Here is a 17,414-nt window from a genome sequence, read left to right as displayed (position 1 = left end):
GTAGAAAACTAACCTTATCCACCGAATAACCTGTTGAGATAATCCAGATTAAATTCAATAAATGTTGGATTACCGGTAACAGTGATATTGGGCTGTGTGCAATTTAGAAGATCTGTTGCCAATTGCCGCATTTCTTTCTGGGTTAATAAAGTACCCGGTTTAATCGCATGCTGGGCTGCAAGTGAACGTATCAGCTTTTCACGCCGGGAAAATTTCACGTCTGAACTAAAGTGTTTATACTGATCCAGCAGATGTTCGATCGCTGCCTTCTCATTGCCTGCAATAATATCTGCCGGTGTTCCCTGGATTACAAAACAATGCTGACCGAAAGGTTCAATCAGGTAACCCAATAAGGCCATGTCCGGGATAAGGTCAGTCAGGAGACTGGAATCTGCCGGGTTCACATCCAGGGTTGCCGGGAATAGGCTTCTTTGCATAGCCATAGGCCTGCCAACAAGAGCTGCCGTATATCTCTCATATAGGATACGTTCGTGGGCATATTGCTGGTGAAGTAATAAATAGCCCTGATGCGTTGGTGTAATAATGAATTGCCCCTGTACCTGTAAAAGATCACCGTGGTCCAGTAGCTGCCATTTTTTTCGGGGTGGGTCCCAGTCGAATGCGCCAGTTGATTCTGTATCAATCCTGGCGGTTAGACTGCTATCGGAATTTTGCCCAGGCTGAAAAAAATCACGCCAGTTTTTTAAACCTGCGAGTTCGCTTCCCTTATCAATATCGGCCCTTGCCACAAAACCAGTTCCTGCCCCCCCTGATCCTTTTTCAATAAAATGGGCCTGGTGTTGTTTACTAAAAGTGTGAAATAGTGTTGAGTTACTTGCTGCAGATTGTTGCTCGTCAGTAAATGGTTTACTAACAGCATCAAGTTGCTGAATGCCCGCATCGATATCAAATTCAAGAGTTGGCGTAATGCTGAATTGAGCAAGGGCGTGCTTTACTGCAGCCTGCACAAATGCATATACAATTTTCTCATCTTCAAATTTGATTTCCTGTTTTGTAGGATGCACATTCACATCAATCTGTTCAGGGTTCAGGTCAATGAATAACACATACATAGGGAAACTATCCCCGGGAATAAGGTCATGGTAAGCCTGCATTACAGCATGGTTCAGGTATGCGCTGCGGATAAAACGGTTATTGACAAAGAAGTATTGGTCGCCTCGTGTTTTTTTGGCGGTATCAGGTTTCCCAACAAATCCCTGGATATTAAGGTAGTCGGTTTGTTCCTGAACACTAACAAGTTTGGCTGCATATGGATTGCCCAAAAGTTGTACGATTCTTTGTTTAATAGACCCCTTATCAAGATGGAAAACCTGCTGGCCGTTATGGCTTAAAGAAAAAAACAAATGCGGAAAAGCCATTGAAACCCTTATAAATTCATCGATGATATGCCGCATTTCTGCAGCATTGCTTTTTAAAAAATTACGACGGGCGGGAACATTGAAAAACAAATTCTTCATAACTATACTGGTACCAGGTGCTGTTGCGCAAGGTTCCTGGCGAACCACCATGCTATTTTCTATTTCAATGTAAGTTCCCATTTCATCATCTGGCCGGCGAGTTCGCAACTCCACCTGGGAAACTGCTGCTACTGAAGCCAGCGCCTCTCCCCTGAAACCCATGGTGCTTATATGGAAAAGATCGTCAATCTGACGAATTTTTGAGGTTGCATGCCGTTCAAAGCAAAGCCTGGCATCTGCTTCAGTCATCCCCTTCCCATTATCCACGACCTGGATAAGGGCTTTCCCGGCATCATTAATAATCAGGCGAATCTCTGTAGCGCCTGCATCTACAGCATTCTCCAATAATTCCTTTACCGCACTGGCCGGGCGTTGGATCACTTCACCTGCCGCAATTTGGTTCGCTATATGATCGGGTAATAATTGTATGCTGTCTGCCACTATTTTCTCTCTTTTCAGCTGCAAAGGTAAGGAACCTGCCGCTTAGCCCCCGAAGTTGGTTTACTGTGGGAAGGCATTCAAAATGGTAATTTCTAATAGGTCAGATAAATATTTTTCAGAAAAGATTCAACACAGCGGCGAACAGTGGCTGCACTGGTAAAATGGTTATTAACCAATACTGAAAAAAGCAGGTTTTTCCCCCTTTTAGTATGCAGGAATCCGCTAATTGCAACCTGTCCGCTTAATGAACCGGTTTTTGCAAAAATTGCCCCGGGCATATCCTTATAGTAACCGGCCAATGTGCCTTCATTGGCTCCGGGCAAAATGGTTTCAAGCCTTTTCCTGGAAAAATCCTTGTCCATTTTCCTTAATATCCAAACAAAATCCCGGGGGGAAAACTGGTTATACCGGCTCAAGCCGCTACCATCTACCCATCGGGGAGCCTGGGGCAGGTCTTTAAGGTCTGTTTTTAGCAGTGTATCAATAATTTTCTGGGTATCCATCTGCTGCAACAGTTTTTGAGATACCATTAGCAACGACTGTTCGGCAAATAAATTATCACTACGATGCATCATAGGCACAAGCATGGAGTCTGTTGGTTGGGAAAACCTGATCTTATTTGGTGGTTTTGTTTTTTGTCCGGGTATATATATTATAGATTTCCCCAGGGTGTCGCGCAACAGGTCAAGGGCAGAAAGCACCCCGTTGGTTACAAATGGAACTTCAATTGTGCGGAGGATTTCTTTGCCTTCTGTAACATGAAAAATATTGTCATTTTGATCACGCGAGACCACAAAATTATTCCCCTTGGAAGGGTTAAACTGCAGTTTCCAGGACACTTCCGGCTCCGAATAAATAAACGCATCATCAACCATTTTCCCTTCAGCATTTGTGGTTTTTTCGACCACCTGGGTCCATTTGACTACATTCCCATAAACCGGGAGAGAACTTCTTTCTGCCATATAGCCGCTATTGTAATCGTCCCATGCCCACCCATACCCCAATGGCTTTTCATTCCAGTTTTCATCACTGATAACCAGTTCCTTTGGGGTTCCTTTCATCCAGTCAATTACTGGCTGACGTTTAAAATCAGGATGCAATAAAGTTGGATCGCCAGCGGGTTGGAGGTAAATACTATCGGGTGTTTCAAAATACCTGATGCCGGGAAGGGAGTCGCCTAAATATTGAAGGGCGGCGTATAGACTGAATAATTTTGTATTGCTTGCGGGAACAAAATACTTTTCAGCCTGATAATTATAGAGGAACTTGCCTTTGTCCTCATCAAAAATACTAATCCCCACATGTGATTGCTTCAAACCTTCCTTATCTATTAAAAGGGAATGTGCCGATCGGTTAAGTTGCCTGGATGGTGAGCAGGCAAGCATAATTGCCGATACGGATAATGCCGCTGCTGTCTGAAGAAAATTAGATCGCATTTTTCAAATGTAATGAATCTGGATTTTATCAATTCCTTTCCTGGGCCCGAAGCCAACGTTCTGGAATATCATTATTGCTGGCAATTATATAATCCTTGTAAGAACAGGCAATAAATCGCTGGTCTGGCAATTGCATCCACCACCTTCCGGTTTTTTTGCTTTGAAGGAACACAGAATCCACTTCTGCGAAGGCGGTATGGTATTCGAAAAATGCTTCCTTCTCTTTCAAGGGTGCTTCCCTTTTACCTTTGCTCCTGCCGTCTATAAAATACCAGATCATTTGACTGATTTGTTTAGCAGTAAGTTGCTGCTGGTCTGCAGCAGGCTGGTAACCGTAAATACCAAAGCTGGAAACATACGGACTCATACCTGCAAACCTGGCAAGTACGCAGGCCTCTTCACCATTCAGACCATTTGGTGATATTGCTGACCCAGGCGCATAAGCATGAGCGATAGCAGACAGATCGAAACTCACCAACTGGCAGTTTCGGAGCACAGGTTCCATTTCATCTATCTGTTCTTTTATTTGTCCAACCCTGAAACAATCAAACCTGAGTTTATCCATATTTTCCAGCATATATGGATGAACGTAATAGCTCTGGAAAGCCAGATGGCTGTAATGCTTTACGAAATTGGGTTCTCCGGTAAGTATTTCCATCAGGAAATGCTCTGCCTGCGGCAATGCATCCATATCCAGGTCTATCCTGGCATCGATACAGGCGGCTTCAATTATTTGTTTCTTATCGGCATATGCGTGGTATTGGGCAAGGGTCAGGTCATGCGCACCGCCGAGAATAAGCACGGTTTTACCGGCTTCGGTCAATTCCTTTATCACGATTTTTAATGCTGCGTATGTGTCTGCCAGTGATTCGCCGGCTTTAATATTGCCAATATCTGCAAGCTGGATGTCGTTGTGCCAGAAGAAACAGGAAAACAATTCATGCCTTATCCGGTCCGGGGCAGAAGAAAAGGGCCTGCCCATTCCAAGACCGCGTTCTTCACCACATCCTACAAGTACAAGGTCGGCCTCGGCAAGGTCAGGAAACTTATCTTCCTCAAATATTCTGATGTGTTTTCCAATTTGTCCCGACCGGAATCCCTCATCACCGCTCAATTCTGACAATGAAACAGGATTCAGGTAGTCGGTTAAATGTTGCAGGTCATTCATGGCTGCAAGATAATAATTGAACTGTTTTATACCGTTAATTATCGGGAATACTACTTTTGCAGTACAACTGATTAACATGACCATTCATAAGGAAGGCTATAAATCTATAGCGATTGCCACCCTGATCTTTTCATTTTTGAACGTTTTTTCTTTTTTCTTTATAAGCGCAAGTTTCCCCTGGCTGAGCTGGCTTATTTTCATGGTATTGCTTGGTTTACTTCTTTTCATCATATCATTTTTCAGGATACCCAATCGTGTCATGACATTTGATGACAACAAGCTTATTTGTCCGGCCGATGGAAAAGTTGTGGTTATTGAAGAAATGACCGACATAGAATATTTTAAGGACAAGCGCCTGCAGGTGAGCATTTTTATGAGTCCGGCAAACGTCCACGTTAACCGAAACCCGATGTCTGGGGAGGTAATTTATAGCCAATACCACAAAGGCAAATTCCTGGTGGCATGGCACCCCAAATCTTCTACTGAAAACGAACGCCACAGCGTCGTTTTGCAAAAAGGCGATACAAAAATCCTGGTTAAGCAAATTGCAGGAGCGGTAGCAAAAAGGATAGTTAATTATTTACAACCGGGTATGAATGTGATGCAAAATGAGGAGCTGGGCTTTATTAAATTCGGTAGCCGTGTGGATATATTATTGCCGGTCGGGACCAAGGTAAATGTATCCCTTAACCAGGCAGTTAAGGGAGGCGTGACTGTGCTGGCGACTTTATCGTGAATCATTCATAATTCAAAACACCCGTTCCATTTCTTTTAAAGAATACACTGTAAAGGTTGGTTCAATAGCCGGGATTTCATTCAAATGGTTCACAAATACCTGGTCAAGACCGGCATTTTTTGCACCTACAATATCTATTTCAATATTATCACCAATCATAATACTTGTTTCCCGTTCAGCCCCGGAGGTCTTAATGGCATAATCAAAAATCTCCCTATGGGGTTTCAGGCTATTACTACCTTCAGATGTAATGACTTTTCCAAAAAATCCATCGATTTCCGCATACTTTAATTTGCTAAGCTGCGTTTCTTGAAAACCGTTGGTGATCAAGTGTAGCTGATACCCTTTATCACGCAGGTAGTGTAACAGCTCGATGGTATAAGGGAAAAGCGCCTTTCTGGTAGGTAATAAATGGATGAAATCATCACTCATTTGCCGCGCCAGCTTGTCGTCGCCAATCTTGAAATCCAACAAGGTATGCCACATGCGTTTCCAGCGGAGTTCATCAACCTTAATAAACCCATTTCTGTAACGCTCCCATAATTTATCATTGTGCAGAACGTATTGCCTGTAAAATACCTCGAAATCAGTTACGCCACGGTCTTTCAGATTAAGCGTAACATACAGATTTTCAAGTGTTTGCCGGGCATTTGTATCAAAATCCCAAAGTGTATGATCGAGGTCAAAGAAAAGGTGCTGATATTTTTTCATATTGCGGTGCAAAGGTAGCCTAAGGAAAATAATCACAACGCTGAAAATAATAGAAACCAATACCCTTAAACCAAACCAGCAATGTCCAAATCCTTTTTCACCGGAGCCATCTTATTGTTCTCCCTTTCCTCAATGGCCGACCCTACTGATAGCTCAGCAATTCAGCCAAAGGATGAAGCTATACTTTACAAGAGATTCAATAAACAACTTGATTCACTGGAAAGTAAAATAACTTTCCAGACCGGGCAAATATCACTGGCAAATGGACACATTAAACTTACCGTACCGGAAGGATTTCAATTCATTAATGCCGAGCAAACCCGCTTTATCCTGGAAGATCTTTGGGGGAATCTGGAGGACAAGGACGTTTACGGTATGCTGGTAAAAAATGGATTCAAGGTTTCCCGCCTGACTAATGATTACAGTTTCGTACTTAGTTACAGTGACCTGGGATATGTTCAGGACAATAAAGACACAGACCTTGACCATGCCGATTTATTAAGCACGCTCCAGAACAACATGGAAATCAACAATGAGAATAGGATTTCCCATGGCGTAAATACCATGACGGTGAAGGAATGGGTACTTGTACCATACTATGACAAATATAAAAAAGCATTATACTGGGCAAATAAGATAGCAGTAAACGGCAGTGATGAAGAAATCCTGAATTATAACCTGCGCCTGCTGGGAAGATCTGGGGTCATTAAAATTAACGCCGTTGCTACAATGGATCAATTGCCCTCTATTAAACAGGTCCTGCCCCTTATCATCAGCCAAACCCGCTTTGAAGAAGGGCAACAGTATGCCGATTTCATGGCAGGAAAAGACAAAATCAGTAACTGGACCATAAAAGAACTGATTGCTGGTAAAGACCAGGATAAAAATTCGATCTCAACCTTCATGCATTCCCCGAAATTCTGGTTATCCTTACTTGCAATTGGCGGTGCAGGATTTGCCGGTTTTAGCATTTTTAAAAGAAACAGGCTGGTGATGGCAAGCGTACAATGACTTACATTTACGCATGAATATTGTGATCACAGGTGCCAGCAAAGGGATTGGGAAAGCCCTGGCTGAGCAATTCGCAGCAAACGGCAATACACTATTCCTTTGCAGCCGTGGGGAAACCGGATTATACCAGGCTTTGGGTGAATTGGCACAACGCTTTCCTGAAGTAACCATTAAGGCCATGCCTGCCGATGTTTCAGATAAACAACAGGTAGATCAATTTGCAGCATGGGTACTTTCTGCAGCTGTTCCGGATATCATTATTAATAACGCAGGTCAATTTATTCCTGGCAGTATACACCAGGAAGATGAAGGGGTACTGGACCAGATGTTAAAATTAAACCTTTACAGTGCCTATCATGTTACCCGCTCTTTTTTACCAGAAATGATCCAAAGGGGTTCGGGCCACATTTTCAATATCTGTTCTATCGCCTCTTTACATGCCTACAATAATGGCGGATCTTATGGTATTAGTAAATACGCATTGCTTGGTTTAACGCGCAATTTGCGGGAAGAAATGAAACCGCATGGCATTAAAGTTACTGCGGTTATGCCCGGAGCCGCCTATACTGCTTCATGGGAAGGCGCAGGAATTGATCCCGGACGAATCATGAAAGCCTCAGACATTGCCATCATCATAGAGGCTGCCAGCCGATTATCCCCCCAGGCCTGCGTTGAAGATATCGTTCTTCGTCCACAACTCGGCGATTTGTAATTTTCAAAAAAATCCCCAAGTGAGATTCCGGTCTTTTATATTATTATTTCCTGCTTTCCTGGCGCCAGTATTTCTATTTGCCCAGGTAAGCTTTTCAACTATTACGGATGAATTATCTGTTCACCTCAACGGTATTTTACAGGTGCAATTTATAGTTGAAAATGCAAGTAAAATTGAACAATTTCAGCCACCTGAATTCAGTGATTTCAAAGTATTACAGGGGCCAATGGAAACTTCCGGGATGAGCCTTGTCAACGCCCAGCTTACCCAATATAAAGCCCTGACTTATGTTTTACAGCCTTTACGGAAAGGACGGTTAACAATTCCCGGAGCCACAGCATTAATTAACGGAAAAAAAATGCATTCTAACCGGGTAGTGGTTGAAGTTGGCGATGCAGATCATTCACCATCAAATCCATATCCCAGAAATCCGGGTATTGCTGACTTACAGGAATCGGCTGAGGAAGATTTCCTATTGGGTGAAAACGAAAATGCCAATGAAAAAATTAAAAATAACCTGTTTGTAAAACTGGACCTTGATAAAACTGCTGCCTTTATTGGCGAGCCGATCGTTGCCACCTATAAATTATATACCAGATTAAGATCTGAATCCAGGGTAAGTAAAAGGCCTTCAATGAATGGATTCAGTGTATATGATATGCTTGAACCAGAAGGGACTGCGCCATCCGTTGAAAAGCTAAATGGAAAAGCCTACATGGTGCATATTATCAGGAAAACACAATTATTCCCATTACAGGAAGGAGATATAACACTCGAACCGGTTGAATTAGAAAATACCGTTCGCTTTCTCAGAACAGGGGATAAGGCAAGAGGGCCTGCAGCCAAATCGTCTATTGAAAAGATGTTTGAAGACCTTATGGCTGAGCCTTCAGGGGAATGGGAAGACCACCGTGTAACGTTAAGCAGTGAACCTAAAAAGATAAGCATCAAAGCTCTTCCCCCTGGCGCCCCGGTTTCTTTTAATGGTGCCGTCGGGAAATTTACTATCCATGGAAAATTGAATGAACCTCAGGTGGAAGCCGGAGAGAACGCCACTTATGTGTTGACAGTTGAAGGAAGTGGAAACCTGCCCCTTATAAATGCACCAGCCTGGCAGCTTCCGGAAAAAATAGAACAATTCGATCCGGTTATTACTGAAGATATAAATAAACTGGTGGCACCCATGCATGGCAGCAAAACATTTACTTATACTTTTACAGCCTCCGAAGCAGCAGATTATGATTTGCCTCCTATCGAATTCAGTTATTTTGATCCTATTACCAAAACCTACAAAACAATTGGGACTGACCCGCAGAAATTAAAAGTAACCCCGGGGAATAACCGAAAGCATAATACCCCCCCGCCATCGGGCCAAACCATTAAAAAAGGCAGCTCAAACAAACTGTTATGGCCGGTTTTTATCCTGCTGTCAGTAATGGCCGCTGTAATTTTGTGGATACTTTTCAGAAATATGAGAAACCAGACCAAACCAACACCTGTTAATATTGAAATGCCGCAAATACCAGTACGAAAGGATCCATTGGCGGCTGCCAAAGCGGCTGCCGAAAAAGAGGATAGCAGTACATTTTATAAAGCAGTGGATCTTGCATTGTGGGCAGTGACTGCCGAAAAGCTAAGGCTTCCGGGATCTGCCCAACAAAAGCCTGCAGCGCTGCTCGGACTTGCAAAAATGGGATTATCAACGGATGACCTTCGGCAATTAGAACAATGTTGGAATGAATGTGAATGGGCTCTATATGTGCCGGCAATTGAAAACAGGGTGAATGAAAGTTTATTGCAAAAAGCCGAGGATTTAATAATGTCAATTGAGGCTTTAAGCTAACACTATTCGGTGTATTTGTAACCTACACCACGGACTGAATGAAAATACCTTGGATTCCGACTGTCTTCTTCGAAATATTTCCGGAAATTCAAAATAAAATTATCAATAGTGCGGGTAGTTGGATAAACATTATAACCCCATACTGTTTGTAATATCTTTTCCCTGGTCACTACTTCATTTTTATTCTCCAGCAACAATTTCAACAACATGGCTTCCTTCTTGCTGAGTTGAATTCTTTCACCACTTTTTGTTATAGCTTCCTGCGCATTGAAATCGACTTTATTATTCCCAAAAGTATAGATGTCTCCAATGCTTTCTTTATCCAATAATTTTTTATTTTTTTCAATGAGTTTATGCACCCTCAGTAAAAGTTCTTCCAGGTTAAATGGCTTGGTCAGGTAATCATCTGCCCCCTTTTTCAGTCCCAATACCCGGTCTGCACTGCCGCTTCTTGCACTCAAAATCAATATAGGCACCTGGTTATTCTGGATACGAATGGTCTCCATAACGGTAAGGCCATCCATTTCAGGGAGCATGACATCTAATATAATAAGGTCAAAATATTCATTCTGTACAGCTTTAATAGCGCTCAATCCATCAAAGGCAGAAGTTACCTCATAGCCTTCAAGTTCAAGATTTAATTTAAGCGCATCATGAAGGTTTTCCTCATCTTCTACAAGTAGTATGGACAAATGCTCAGCCATCAGGCAGATTGTAATTGAATGGTAAAAATACAGCCGCTTGGCTGATTATCCGTCACCTGGATTGAACCATGGTGATCTGATGCAATCTTTTTACAAAGGTATAAACCTAAACCGGTTCCTTTGGCACGCCGCACCTCCTCGCTGCCAATCCGGTAAAACCGTTGAAAAACTTTCACCTTTTCTGTCTGTGGTATACCAGGTCCCTGGTCTCTTACTTCAATGGCTATTTTATCCTGCTTCTTTTTTAGGTTTAATTCAATCGGTCCCTCTTTAGGAGCATATTTGATAGCATTATCGACCAAATTACTGACCATTATCTGAATTAGAAGGGGATCACCTTTGAAATCAATTTCAGGCTCGATTTGCCACCGAAAATGCCTCTCAGGAAACCGTTGCTGGAATTCAAGCATTATTTTTTCAGTAATTGATGAAAGATCAAATTCTTCCCGGACCAGTTTATATCCACCGCCTTCCAGTTGTGATGATATCAGGATATTATTGGTTAGTGTATTGAGCCGGTTGGTTTCCTGCAGGGTCATCTGGATCAGTTTCTGCTGCTTTTGCTCATCCAAGCGATGCTTTTGAAGGGTTTCAAGGTTTAGTTTTGCAACTGCTATAGGTGTTTTTAGTTCGTGGGTAATGGCCATCATGAAATTCTGCTGCTGCTGCGCGACCCTGAACTGTCTTCTTACCGCCCTAAAAACAAATATTGCACATATAATTATTATTCCCAGGAATGTTGCGCCTTCACCCTGGTACTGGTACGTTTTCTTTTCAGCTTCAGAATTGATTTTTTCAACTTTCTGCAAGTACGCCGGGTCATCAGCCACCAATTCCGTCAACCTGAAATTAGCCATCTGCTGGTTTTGTTGCTGCAACCTGATATACCAAAAAAATAAAGCTGCAATAATATAAAACAACAGGAACCAATAAATTGCTGTTGCCAAAGCCAGTTTTTGGCGGGGAAGGAAGCGTTGCGGCATACTCAGTTAGGGGCCCTTTCCACCCTTATTCCAATATTGAGAATATTTTCAAGCGGATCATCGCGCATAATCTGCTCCAATTGAAAGCGGTAAGTGCCTGCTTTCAATGAAACTGGTGACTGCGAAATTTTTATCCGGTGTTCATAAATATCATCCATCCCAGAACCCAGCCATCCCTTTTCATTGCTGGCCAGTTGTAGGTCAAGTGCCTGTGGCTTAACAATTGAATCACCAGGGGCCTGGGTATAAATATTAACCCAAAGGTTATTATAACGGTAGGCGTCTGAGTGCCGGATAACTACAAAAATATTGTAACGGGAAGCTGCATCAGAAATGGTGAAACTGATTTCCGGTTTAACGGAAGAATGCCAATGCTGGTCTTGCAAGGGAATATTTCTTTCAAAAACATCCACTTTTTCACAAGCAGCAAACGGCATTACACCGAAAGCCAGTAGAATTATAAGTTTATAAGAAAATTTCATACAATTAAAAATAGGACTTATAGTACATTTAGTACCTGCTCTTTGGCCTTTTCCAATTCATCTTTCATCATAACCACTGATTGCTGTATAGTTGAATCGTAGGCTTTTGCCCCGGTCGTATTAATTTCCCTGCCGATTTCCTGTAAAAGAAAGGACAATTTTTTTCCAATTTCCGCATCATTCTGGCGCAACAGAACTTTGAAATAATCACAATGGTTTTTCAGCCTAACCTGCTCTTCACTAATATCAATTTTCTCGATATAAAAAATAATTTCCTGTTCCAACCGGTTTTTGTCATAATTATCGCTACCAACATTATCCTCCAGTAGCCTCACCAATCCATCCCTGATTTTTTGTTTGCGCTGAGGCTCAAGTTCTGCAATAAGTTGTTCGTGCTTTTCAATATTGGTGATCCTTTTCAGAAGGTCTTCTTCCAGGACCTTGCCTTCCTCCAGGCGATGCTTGTTAAGATCTTCTACCGCAGTATCTATTATATTCCTGAAAACCAGCCATTCTTCGTCTGTTAAAGTTTCAGAAGTGGGGGTGATTACTTCCGGTAGCTTCAGGATATTCCCTAATATCTGGGAATCATCAAGTCCTAATTCCCTTGATAGTTCAGCAATTGGCTCGAAATAAGCTTTCGCGAGAGATACATTTACAGTTACCGGTTTTGCATTGCCGGTTTGTTTAAGGCTGATCATACAATCGATGGTACCTCTTTGCAATTTCTCCGACAATCGTTTGCGGATATCGAATTCAAAAGGCTTGAGAAAAGCAGGCATTTTGATGGAACATTCAAACTGCTTACCGTTAAGTGATTTAATATCTACCAGGAAGGTTTTATCGCCAACATTCATTTCTGCCCGTCCAAAGCCCGTCATTGATTTCAGCATGTAATTTTCATTTAATCAGCAAGGTAATGAATAAGCGCAAAAAGTTCATTCCTGGTAAACTGCCGTAGCTCGCCAGATGCCCATCCTTCGATATTTAGCTGACCAATACTATGCCGGACCAACCGAAGTGTTGGAAATCCGACTGCTGCGGTCATCTTTCGAACCTGGCGATTCTTTCCTTCCTTAAGGGTCAGCCTGATCCAGCTTGTTGGAATATTTTTTCTGAACCGGATGGGTGGATGACGTTCAGGAAGCTGCGGTTGAATTTCCAATTGCCCGACTTTTGAAGGCAGTGTTTTATATTTTTTTCCATCAACATTTATTACCACACCACTTGCAAGTGCAGCCAGGGCATTTGGAGTAACCAACCCTTCAACCTGCACCAGGTATGTTCTTTCGTGTGCCCGCTGAGGCAATAGCAGCGCCGCATTCAAAGAACTGTCATTGGTCAGTATCAATAAACCTTCACTGTCATAATCAAGGCGTCCAACCGGATAAACATCGGCAGGAACATCTGCGAAATTTTTCAGTGTCTTTTTATTTCCTTCTGCACTGAATTGTGATAAGACCTGATATGGTTTATATAATGCGAAGTAGTATAACATGAGCATAAAAAAAGCCCGGGAGTAAACCGAGCTTTAATATATGGATGGGTTAGTAAGTAAGGGAACAAAAATTCCCTCCACAATATTAAAAATAATTTTTGCTATCGAAAAAAATATTTCTGAATTTTTATACACATTTTTTCATATGCTGTGGAAAAGGGAATGAATATACACGGCTATGATTATGCAGTTACCTTTGTGCAAATTTCAAACTATGCGTTTCCCTTCTCCAGTAGCATTACCCTGGTTGGCAGAACTTATCAAAGCTGAATTGATTGGCAATAGCGCAGGAATGGCAACCGGCATTAATGAGATTCACAGGGTCGAAGCTGGCGACCTGGTATTTGTTGACCATCCAAAGTATTACGAGAAGTGTTTGAAATCTGCCGCATCCTTCATTATTATCAATAACCCTTCAGTTAAAATTCCGGAAGGCAAAGCCCTTTTAGTTGTTGAAAATCCTTTTGAAGCATACACAACTATTGTAAATCATTTCCGGCCTTTCTCTCCGGCAACTCAACCGATTAGTACTACAGCGATTATTGGTGAAGGAACATACCTGGCACCTAATGTTTTTATAGGCCATTATGTTACCATTGGCAGGAATTGCAGGATACAGCCAAATGTCAGCATTATGGACCATTGTATTATCGGCGACAATGTTGTTATTCAATCCGGCTCTGTAATTGGATCGGATGCCTTCTATTACAATACCAAAAAAGACAGGGAAGTATGGTATCGCCGTATGCTAAGTTGCGGAAGAGTTCTAATTGAGGATGATGTGGAAATTGGTGCCTGCTGCACTATTGACCGTGGTGTAAGTCATGATACTTCAATTGGCAGGGGTACCAAAATTGACAACCATGTTCATATTGGACATGACACCATAGTTGGTAGAAACTGCCTGTTTGCGGCTCAGGTCGCTATTGCAGGGGCAACTAACATTGAAGATGGTGTAATACTCTGGGGACAAGTTGGCGTAAATAAAACCCTTACCATCGGAAAGAATACCGTAGTATACGCACAGTCAGGCGTTGGCAGTTCTCTTGAACCCAATAAAGTCTATTTTGGCAGCCCTGTTGAAGAAGCCTCCAAAAAAATGAAGGAACTGGTATGGGTAAAAAGAATTCCTGAAATCTGGAAGAAAGTAATGCAACAATCCTGATTCAAGGTTAATTTGGTTTGTAGTCGTAAGGAACAGCTTCCGCCATTCTTTCATAACTCCAGTATCCGGTATTCACAAGATCAGCCTGGTCATACCAATAACCGTTTTCTTCAATGGCAAATTCATTCTGAATATCGAGGATAGATAATTGCACCTTTATATGAGAAGGCAACTTGTTAACGCTTACAAACCTGGGATCAGGCATTTCATTGCGATAAATTATCCTGTAACGGCCAGTTAGTGAAATATCAACCGACCCGCTATCTGACTGGTAAAAGCTGGAATCATAATAGTTGTCCAGTGGCACAGATTCAAACGTTTTTGCATTCGGATTCACTCTTTCCAATGCAAATCCCTGCTGCTGGATTGTGCTATCATACCAGGATTTCATAAAATGCAGTTTACTCCCGCGGTATGCTTTGTTCCTGTTTACTTTCCATTTCGCGTCTTCCTCTGTAGTTCCGCTAAGGGTTTCAAAAAAGGGGTATCCCGTATATGTGCTGATTTGCGTTGCATATTCATAGGTCATTGAATCTAACTGGTAGCGGACTTTGTACCCTAAGGCATGGTTAATGAACTGTAAATCTTCCCTGACCAGAATTTTCAGCCTGTTGCGCTTCTTGCTATAAAAAAACCTAAGGGCTTCGGGGTTCAACAATTCACATTGTTCGGCATTGGCCGTTGTTCCGAAAAACTGCTCCTTAAAAAAATCACCGTATTTAGTCCAGCCGTCTTTTACTTCATTACTTCCTGCAACGGTAACTGCATCCATACTTTTATCCTTAGCTTTCAATTCAAGTAACAAAGGATCGGTAGTATTGGAATTGATGCGCATTTCTGCAGACTGATAACCTGTATAAGAAACTGCAAGGTCGTAGCCGCCTTTAGGCAACCTGATGGTGAACTCCCCATCGGCATTGGTAATAACACCAAATGTGGTATTCTGGCAAAATACAGAAGCACCGGAAAGCGCCTGATGCGTCGCTGCATCTGTTACTTTACCAGTTACAGTAAATTGTTCCTGGGCAAAAATGCTGTTTACGGTTACCAGCAAAGCAAAGAATAATTGAAATGCGTTTTTCATACGGAGGAAAATTGATTGAAAAATCAAACGAGAAACGTGAAATAACAAAGCCTCGTATATTAGGAAAGCAAAAAAAAGGCCATTTATCCTAAATGCTGTTGTAAATACCGCTCACAGGATGTGCGAATAACGTAATGAAGTGGTGTAAACTGAAAACCAGGAATGGCTTCCAGCAGTTTTGAATTATCAAAATGGGTTTTACTTTGGGCAACTTTTGCACTTTCCCTGCTTAATAGCGGTTGCTTACCCGTAAATGCTGATTTGACCTTTTCCAACCGCCAGGCCAATTCACCCATTAATGCTGTTGCTTCCCGATGAGGCTGTTTTTTACCGAATCCATCTGCTATTGTATTAAATAGTTGCCGAAAGCTCCAGTTCTCTCCATTTACTATAAATCTCTCCCCGTTTATATCACTTTGTAAAAGGCTTACTGTTGCCCTTGCTACGTCTTCAACATATACAAACCCGTTTACGCCATTGGTATACCAGGGAAATCCTTCAAATACATTTTTAAAAATAGCGCAACTGCTATTGGACCAATTTCCATACCCAAGGATGGTGCTTGGATTTATGATAACACCATCCAATCCTTCTGCCATACCACGCCACATCTCCATTTCCGCCTGGTACTTAGAAATCGCATAATGCGTATTTACTTTCCCATCTGTCCAGGCTTTTTTTTCATCCACCAATACGCCATCCTTTGTCCTGCCAAGGGCTGCAACTGAACTTATGTGCACCATCCGCTTAATACCCGACTCCATAGCAATGTTTACTACATTGGCAGTACCCTGTATATTTGTGTTATACATGTTTTTCCGATCAGCCTTATGGAATGAAACAATGGCAGCTGCATGTACGACTGCTTCAATTCCCTGCATTGCTTCCTCTAAACTAATAATATCAAGCACATCACCTTCAACCCAATTCACTTTTTGCAAAATACCGGGTTCTATAAAAAATGGCAATTCACTTGTATTTCTCTTTATTGCTGACACCTGGTAGCCCTCAATGATTAATTGCCTGATGATCCAGGCTCCTAAAAAGCCTGTACCGCCGGTAACTAAAACATTTTTCATAACAGCATCGGAACTTGTATGCATCATAGAGTATAGGTATAATAGCCAGCGCCCGATTTGCGTCCTAATTTTCCCTCGGACACTTTTTGCTGCTGAATAATTGAAGGTTCAAGCCTGGCAGGTTTGCCCAGTTGTTCGTAAACACTACAGCTGACTGCGAAATTTATATCATTCCCAATAAGATCCATTAACCGGAAGGGGCCCATTTTAAAGCCTGCAGATTCCATTAATGCATCTATTGTGGGTATAGATACCCCTTCCTCCGCCAACCTAAGTGATTCAATATAGAATGGTCGGGCAACCCGGTTTACGATGAATCCTGGGGAATCCTTACAAAGAACTGGCACCTTGCCCATATCTTTCGCAAGCTCCATTATTAACCGGATACAGTCATTGCCACTAAACGGTGTGTGAATAATCTCAACCAGTTTCATGATTGTAGGTGGATTAAAAAAATGCATTCCGACTAGGCGGTTTGGATAAGGATGCGCCTCCGCAATATCGGTAACAGGTAAAGAAGATGTATTACTTGCGTAAACAGAATGTTCTCCATTGATTGCAGCCAGCTGCCTGAACAATATAGTTTTCAATTCCAGTTTCTCAGCAATAGCTTCAATAATGATATCTGCGGAACAATACTTCACTTCGGCAACAAAATTGATATTGGCCAATATGCCATGCATGGAGTGGTATGTAATCTTTTGTTTTTCCAGCAATGATTGCAGGTTGTTGCCGATTTGTTCACGTGCATGTATTATTGCTGCTTCATTGTGGTCATAAAGCGTAACCTTAAATCCATGCTGTGCTGCAGCCTGTGCAATTCCGGCACCCATTGTACCGGCCCCGCAAACACAAATGGAATTATTCATGACAGGCATAATTG

Annotated in this window: 17 protein-coding genes; 5 read left to right on the top strand and 12 right to left on the bottom strand. The window is 42.1% G+C overall.

Translation table 11 applies throughout. The features are described from left to right. Positions 1 to 14 precede the first annotated feature (14 nt). The 3 genes from mutL to LAQ65_RS12360 form a co-directional block, all read right to left on the bottom strand. Entirely contained in the window at positions 15 to 1,943 is a 1,929-nt protein-coding gene (gene mutL / locus LAQ65_RS12370; RefSeq protein WP_224117281.1) for a DNA mismatch repair endonuclease MutL, read from the bottom strand. A 68-nt stretch (positions 1,944 to 2,011) separates the two neighbouring features. Further along, positions 2,012 to 3,355 carry a D-alanyl-D-alanine carboxypeptidase/D-alanyl-D-alanine-endopeptidase gene (locus LAQ65_RS12365; protein ID WP_224117280.1) on the bottom strand — a complete coding sequence of 448 codons (1,344 nt, stop codon included), beginning with the start codon at positions 3,353 to 3,355 and terminating at the stop codon, positions 2,012 to 2,014. 28 nt (positions 3,356 to 3,383) lie between these two features. Next, positions 3,384 to 4,601, bottom strand: a complete 1,218-nt coding sequence (locus LAQ65_RS12360) for a formimidoylglutamase (RefSeq protein ID WP_224117279.1) — start codon at positions 4,599 to 4,601, stop codon at positions 3,384 to 3,386. Here LAQ65_RS12360 and LAQ65_RS12355 point away from each other — a divergent pair. After that, positions 4,600 to 5,259 (top strand): phosphatidylserine decarboxylase family protein, encoded by a 660-nt coding sequence (locus tag LAQ65_RS12355; protein WP_224117278.1) that lies wholly within the window; start codon positions 4,600 to 4,602, stop codon positions 5,257 to 5,259. The two genes, LAQ65_RS12360 and LAQ65_RS12355, sit on opposite strands and share 2 nt — an antisense overlap. A 12-nt stretch (positions 5,260 to 5,271) precedes the next feature. Here the strand turns inward: LAQ65_RS12355 and LAQ65_RS12350 are convergent, their stop codons facing one another. Continuing rightward, a complete protein-coding gene (locus LAQ65_RS12350; RefSeq protein ID WP_224117277.1) occupies positions 5,272 to 5,970 on the bottom strand; it encodes a YjjG family noncanonical pyrimidine nucleotidase in 699 nt (232 codons plus the stop codon). An 81-nt stretch (positions 5,971 to 6,051) separates the two neighbouring features. Here LAQ65_RS12350 and LAQ65_RS12345 point away from each other — a divergent pair, with 81 nt between their 5' ends. The 3 genes from LAQ65_RS12345 to LAQ65_RS12335 are packed head-to-tail and all read left to right on the top strand — an operon-like array spanning position 6,052 to position 9,536. Then, positions 6,052 to 6,981: a DUF2167 domain-containing protein gene (locus LAQ65_RS12345; protein WP_224117276.1), complete on the top strand. Its 930-nt coding sequence runs from the start codon at positions 6,052 to 6,054 to the stop codon at positions 6,979 to 6,981. Positions 6,982 to 6,994: 13 nt separating this feature from the next. Next, positions 6,995 to 7,693: an SDR family NAD(P)-dependent oxidoreductase gene (locus LAQ65_RS12340; RefSeq protein WP_224117275.1), complete on the top strand. Its 699-nt coding sequence runs from the start codon at positions 6,995 to 6,997 to the stop codon at positions 7,691 to 7,693. Positions 7,694 to 7,712: 19 nt separating this feature from the next. Continuing rightward, positions 7,713 to 9,536, top strand: coding sequence for a BatD family protein (locus tag LAQ65_RS12335; protein WP_224117274.1), 1,824 nt, complete (start codon positions 7,713 to 7,715; stop codon positions 9,534 to 9,536). A 2-nt stretch (positions 9,537 to 9,538) separates the two neighbouring features. Here the strand turns inward: LAQ65_RS12335 and LAQ65_RS12330 are convergent, their stop codons facing one another. Genes LAQ65_RS12330 through LAQ65_RS12310 form a run of 5 tightly spaced genes read right to left on the bottom strand, consistent with a single transcriptional unit; the run spans position 9,539 to position 13,203 of the window. Then, positions 9,539 to 10,240: a response regulator transcription factor gene (locus LAQ65_RS12330; protein ID WP_224117273.1), complete on the bottom strand. Its 702-nt coding sequence runs from the start codon at positions 10,238 to 10,240 to the stop codon at positions 9,539 to 9,541. Beyond that, entirely contained in the window at positions 10,240 to 11,223 is a 984-nt protein-coding gene (locus tag LAQ65_RS12325; RefSeq protein WP_224117272.1) for a sensor histidine kinase, read from the bottom strand. The genes LAQ65_RS12330 and LAQ65_RS12325 overlap by 1 nt, the downstream gene beginning before the upstream one ends. 2 nt (positions 11,224 to 11,225) lie before the next feature. Next, positions 11,226 to 11,705 (bottom strand): gliding motility lipoprotein GldH, encoded by a 480-nt coding sequence (locus LAQ65_RS12320; protein WP_224117271.1) that lies wholly within the window; start codon positions 11,703 to 11,705, stop codon positions 11,226 to 11,228. A gap of 17 nt (positions 11,706 to 11,722) precedes the next feature. Beyond that, positions 11,723 to 12,598 carry a YicC/YloC family endoribonuclease gene (locus LAQ65_RS12315; protein WP_224117270.1) on the bottom strand — a complete coding sequence of 292 codons (876 nt, stop codon included), beginning with the start codon at positions 12,596 to 12,598 and terminating at the stop codon, positions 11,723 to 11,725. Positions 12,599 to 12,609: 11 nt separating this feature from the next. Next, a complete protein-coding gene (locus tag LAQ65_RS12310; protein ID WP_224117269.1) occupies positions 12,610 to 13,203 on the bottom strand; it encodes a pseudouridine synthase in 594 nt (197 codons plus the stop codon). A gap of 214 nt (positions 13,204 to 13,417) precedes the next feature. Here LAQ65_RS12310 and LAQ65_RS12305 point away from each other — a divergent pair, with 214 nt between their 5' ends. Continuing rightward, complete coding sequence (locus LAQ65_RS12305; RefSeq protein ID WP_224117268.1) at positions 13,418 to 14,368, top strand: UDP-3-O-(3-hydroxymyristoyl)glucosamine N-acyltransferase; 951 nt, start codon at positions 13,418 to 13,420, stop codon at positions 14,366 to 14,368. 7 nt (positions 14,369 to 14,375) lie between these two features. On the opposite strand, the gene LAQ65_RS12300 is transcribed toward LAQ65_RS12305, so the two are convergent. The 3 genes from LAQ65_RS12300 to LAQ65_RS12290 all read right to left on the bottom strand — a co-directional run bounded on the left by LAQ65_RS12300 (position 14,376) and on the right by LAQ65_RS12290 (position 17,400). Then, a complete protein-coding gene (locus tag LAQ65_RS12300) occupies positions 14,376 to 15,452 on the bottom strand; it encodes a carboxypeptidase-like regulatory domain-containing protein (RefSeq protein WP_224117267.1) in 1,077 nt (358 codons plus the stop codon). A gap of 83 nt (positions 15,453 to 15,535) precedes the next feature. Beyond that, positions 15,536 to 16,558 (bottom strand): NAD-dependent epimerase/dehydratase family protein, encoded by a 1,023-nt coding sequence (locus tag LAQ65_RS12295; RefSeq protein WP_224117266.1) that lies wholly within the window; start codon positions 16,556 to 16,558, stop codon positions 15,536 to 15,538. Beyond that, positions 16,555 to 17,400: a 3-hydroxyacyl-CoA dehydrogenase family protein gene (locus LAQ65_RS12290; protein WP_224117265.1), complete on the bottom strand. Its 846-nt coding sequence runs from the start codon at positions 17,398 to 17,400 to the stop codon at positions 16,555 to 16,557. Before LAQ65_RS12290 ends, LAQ65_RS12295 begins: the two co-directional genes overlap by 4 nt. Positions 17,401 to 17,414 lie beyond the last annotated feature (14 nt).

This window comes from Flavihumibacter profundi (genome assembly GCF_020076305.1).
GTDB classification, from domain to species: Bacteria; Bacteroidota; Bacteroidia; order Chitinophagales; family Chitinophagaceae; genus Flavihumibacter; species Flavihumibacter profundi.
The sequence above is the reverse complement of the archived record's forward strand: the minus strand, read 5'-3'. Positions and strand labels throughout refer to the sequence as shown.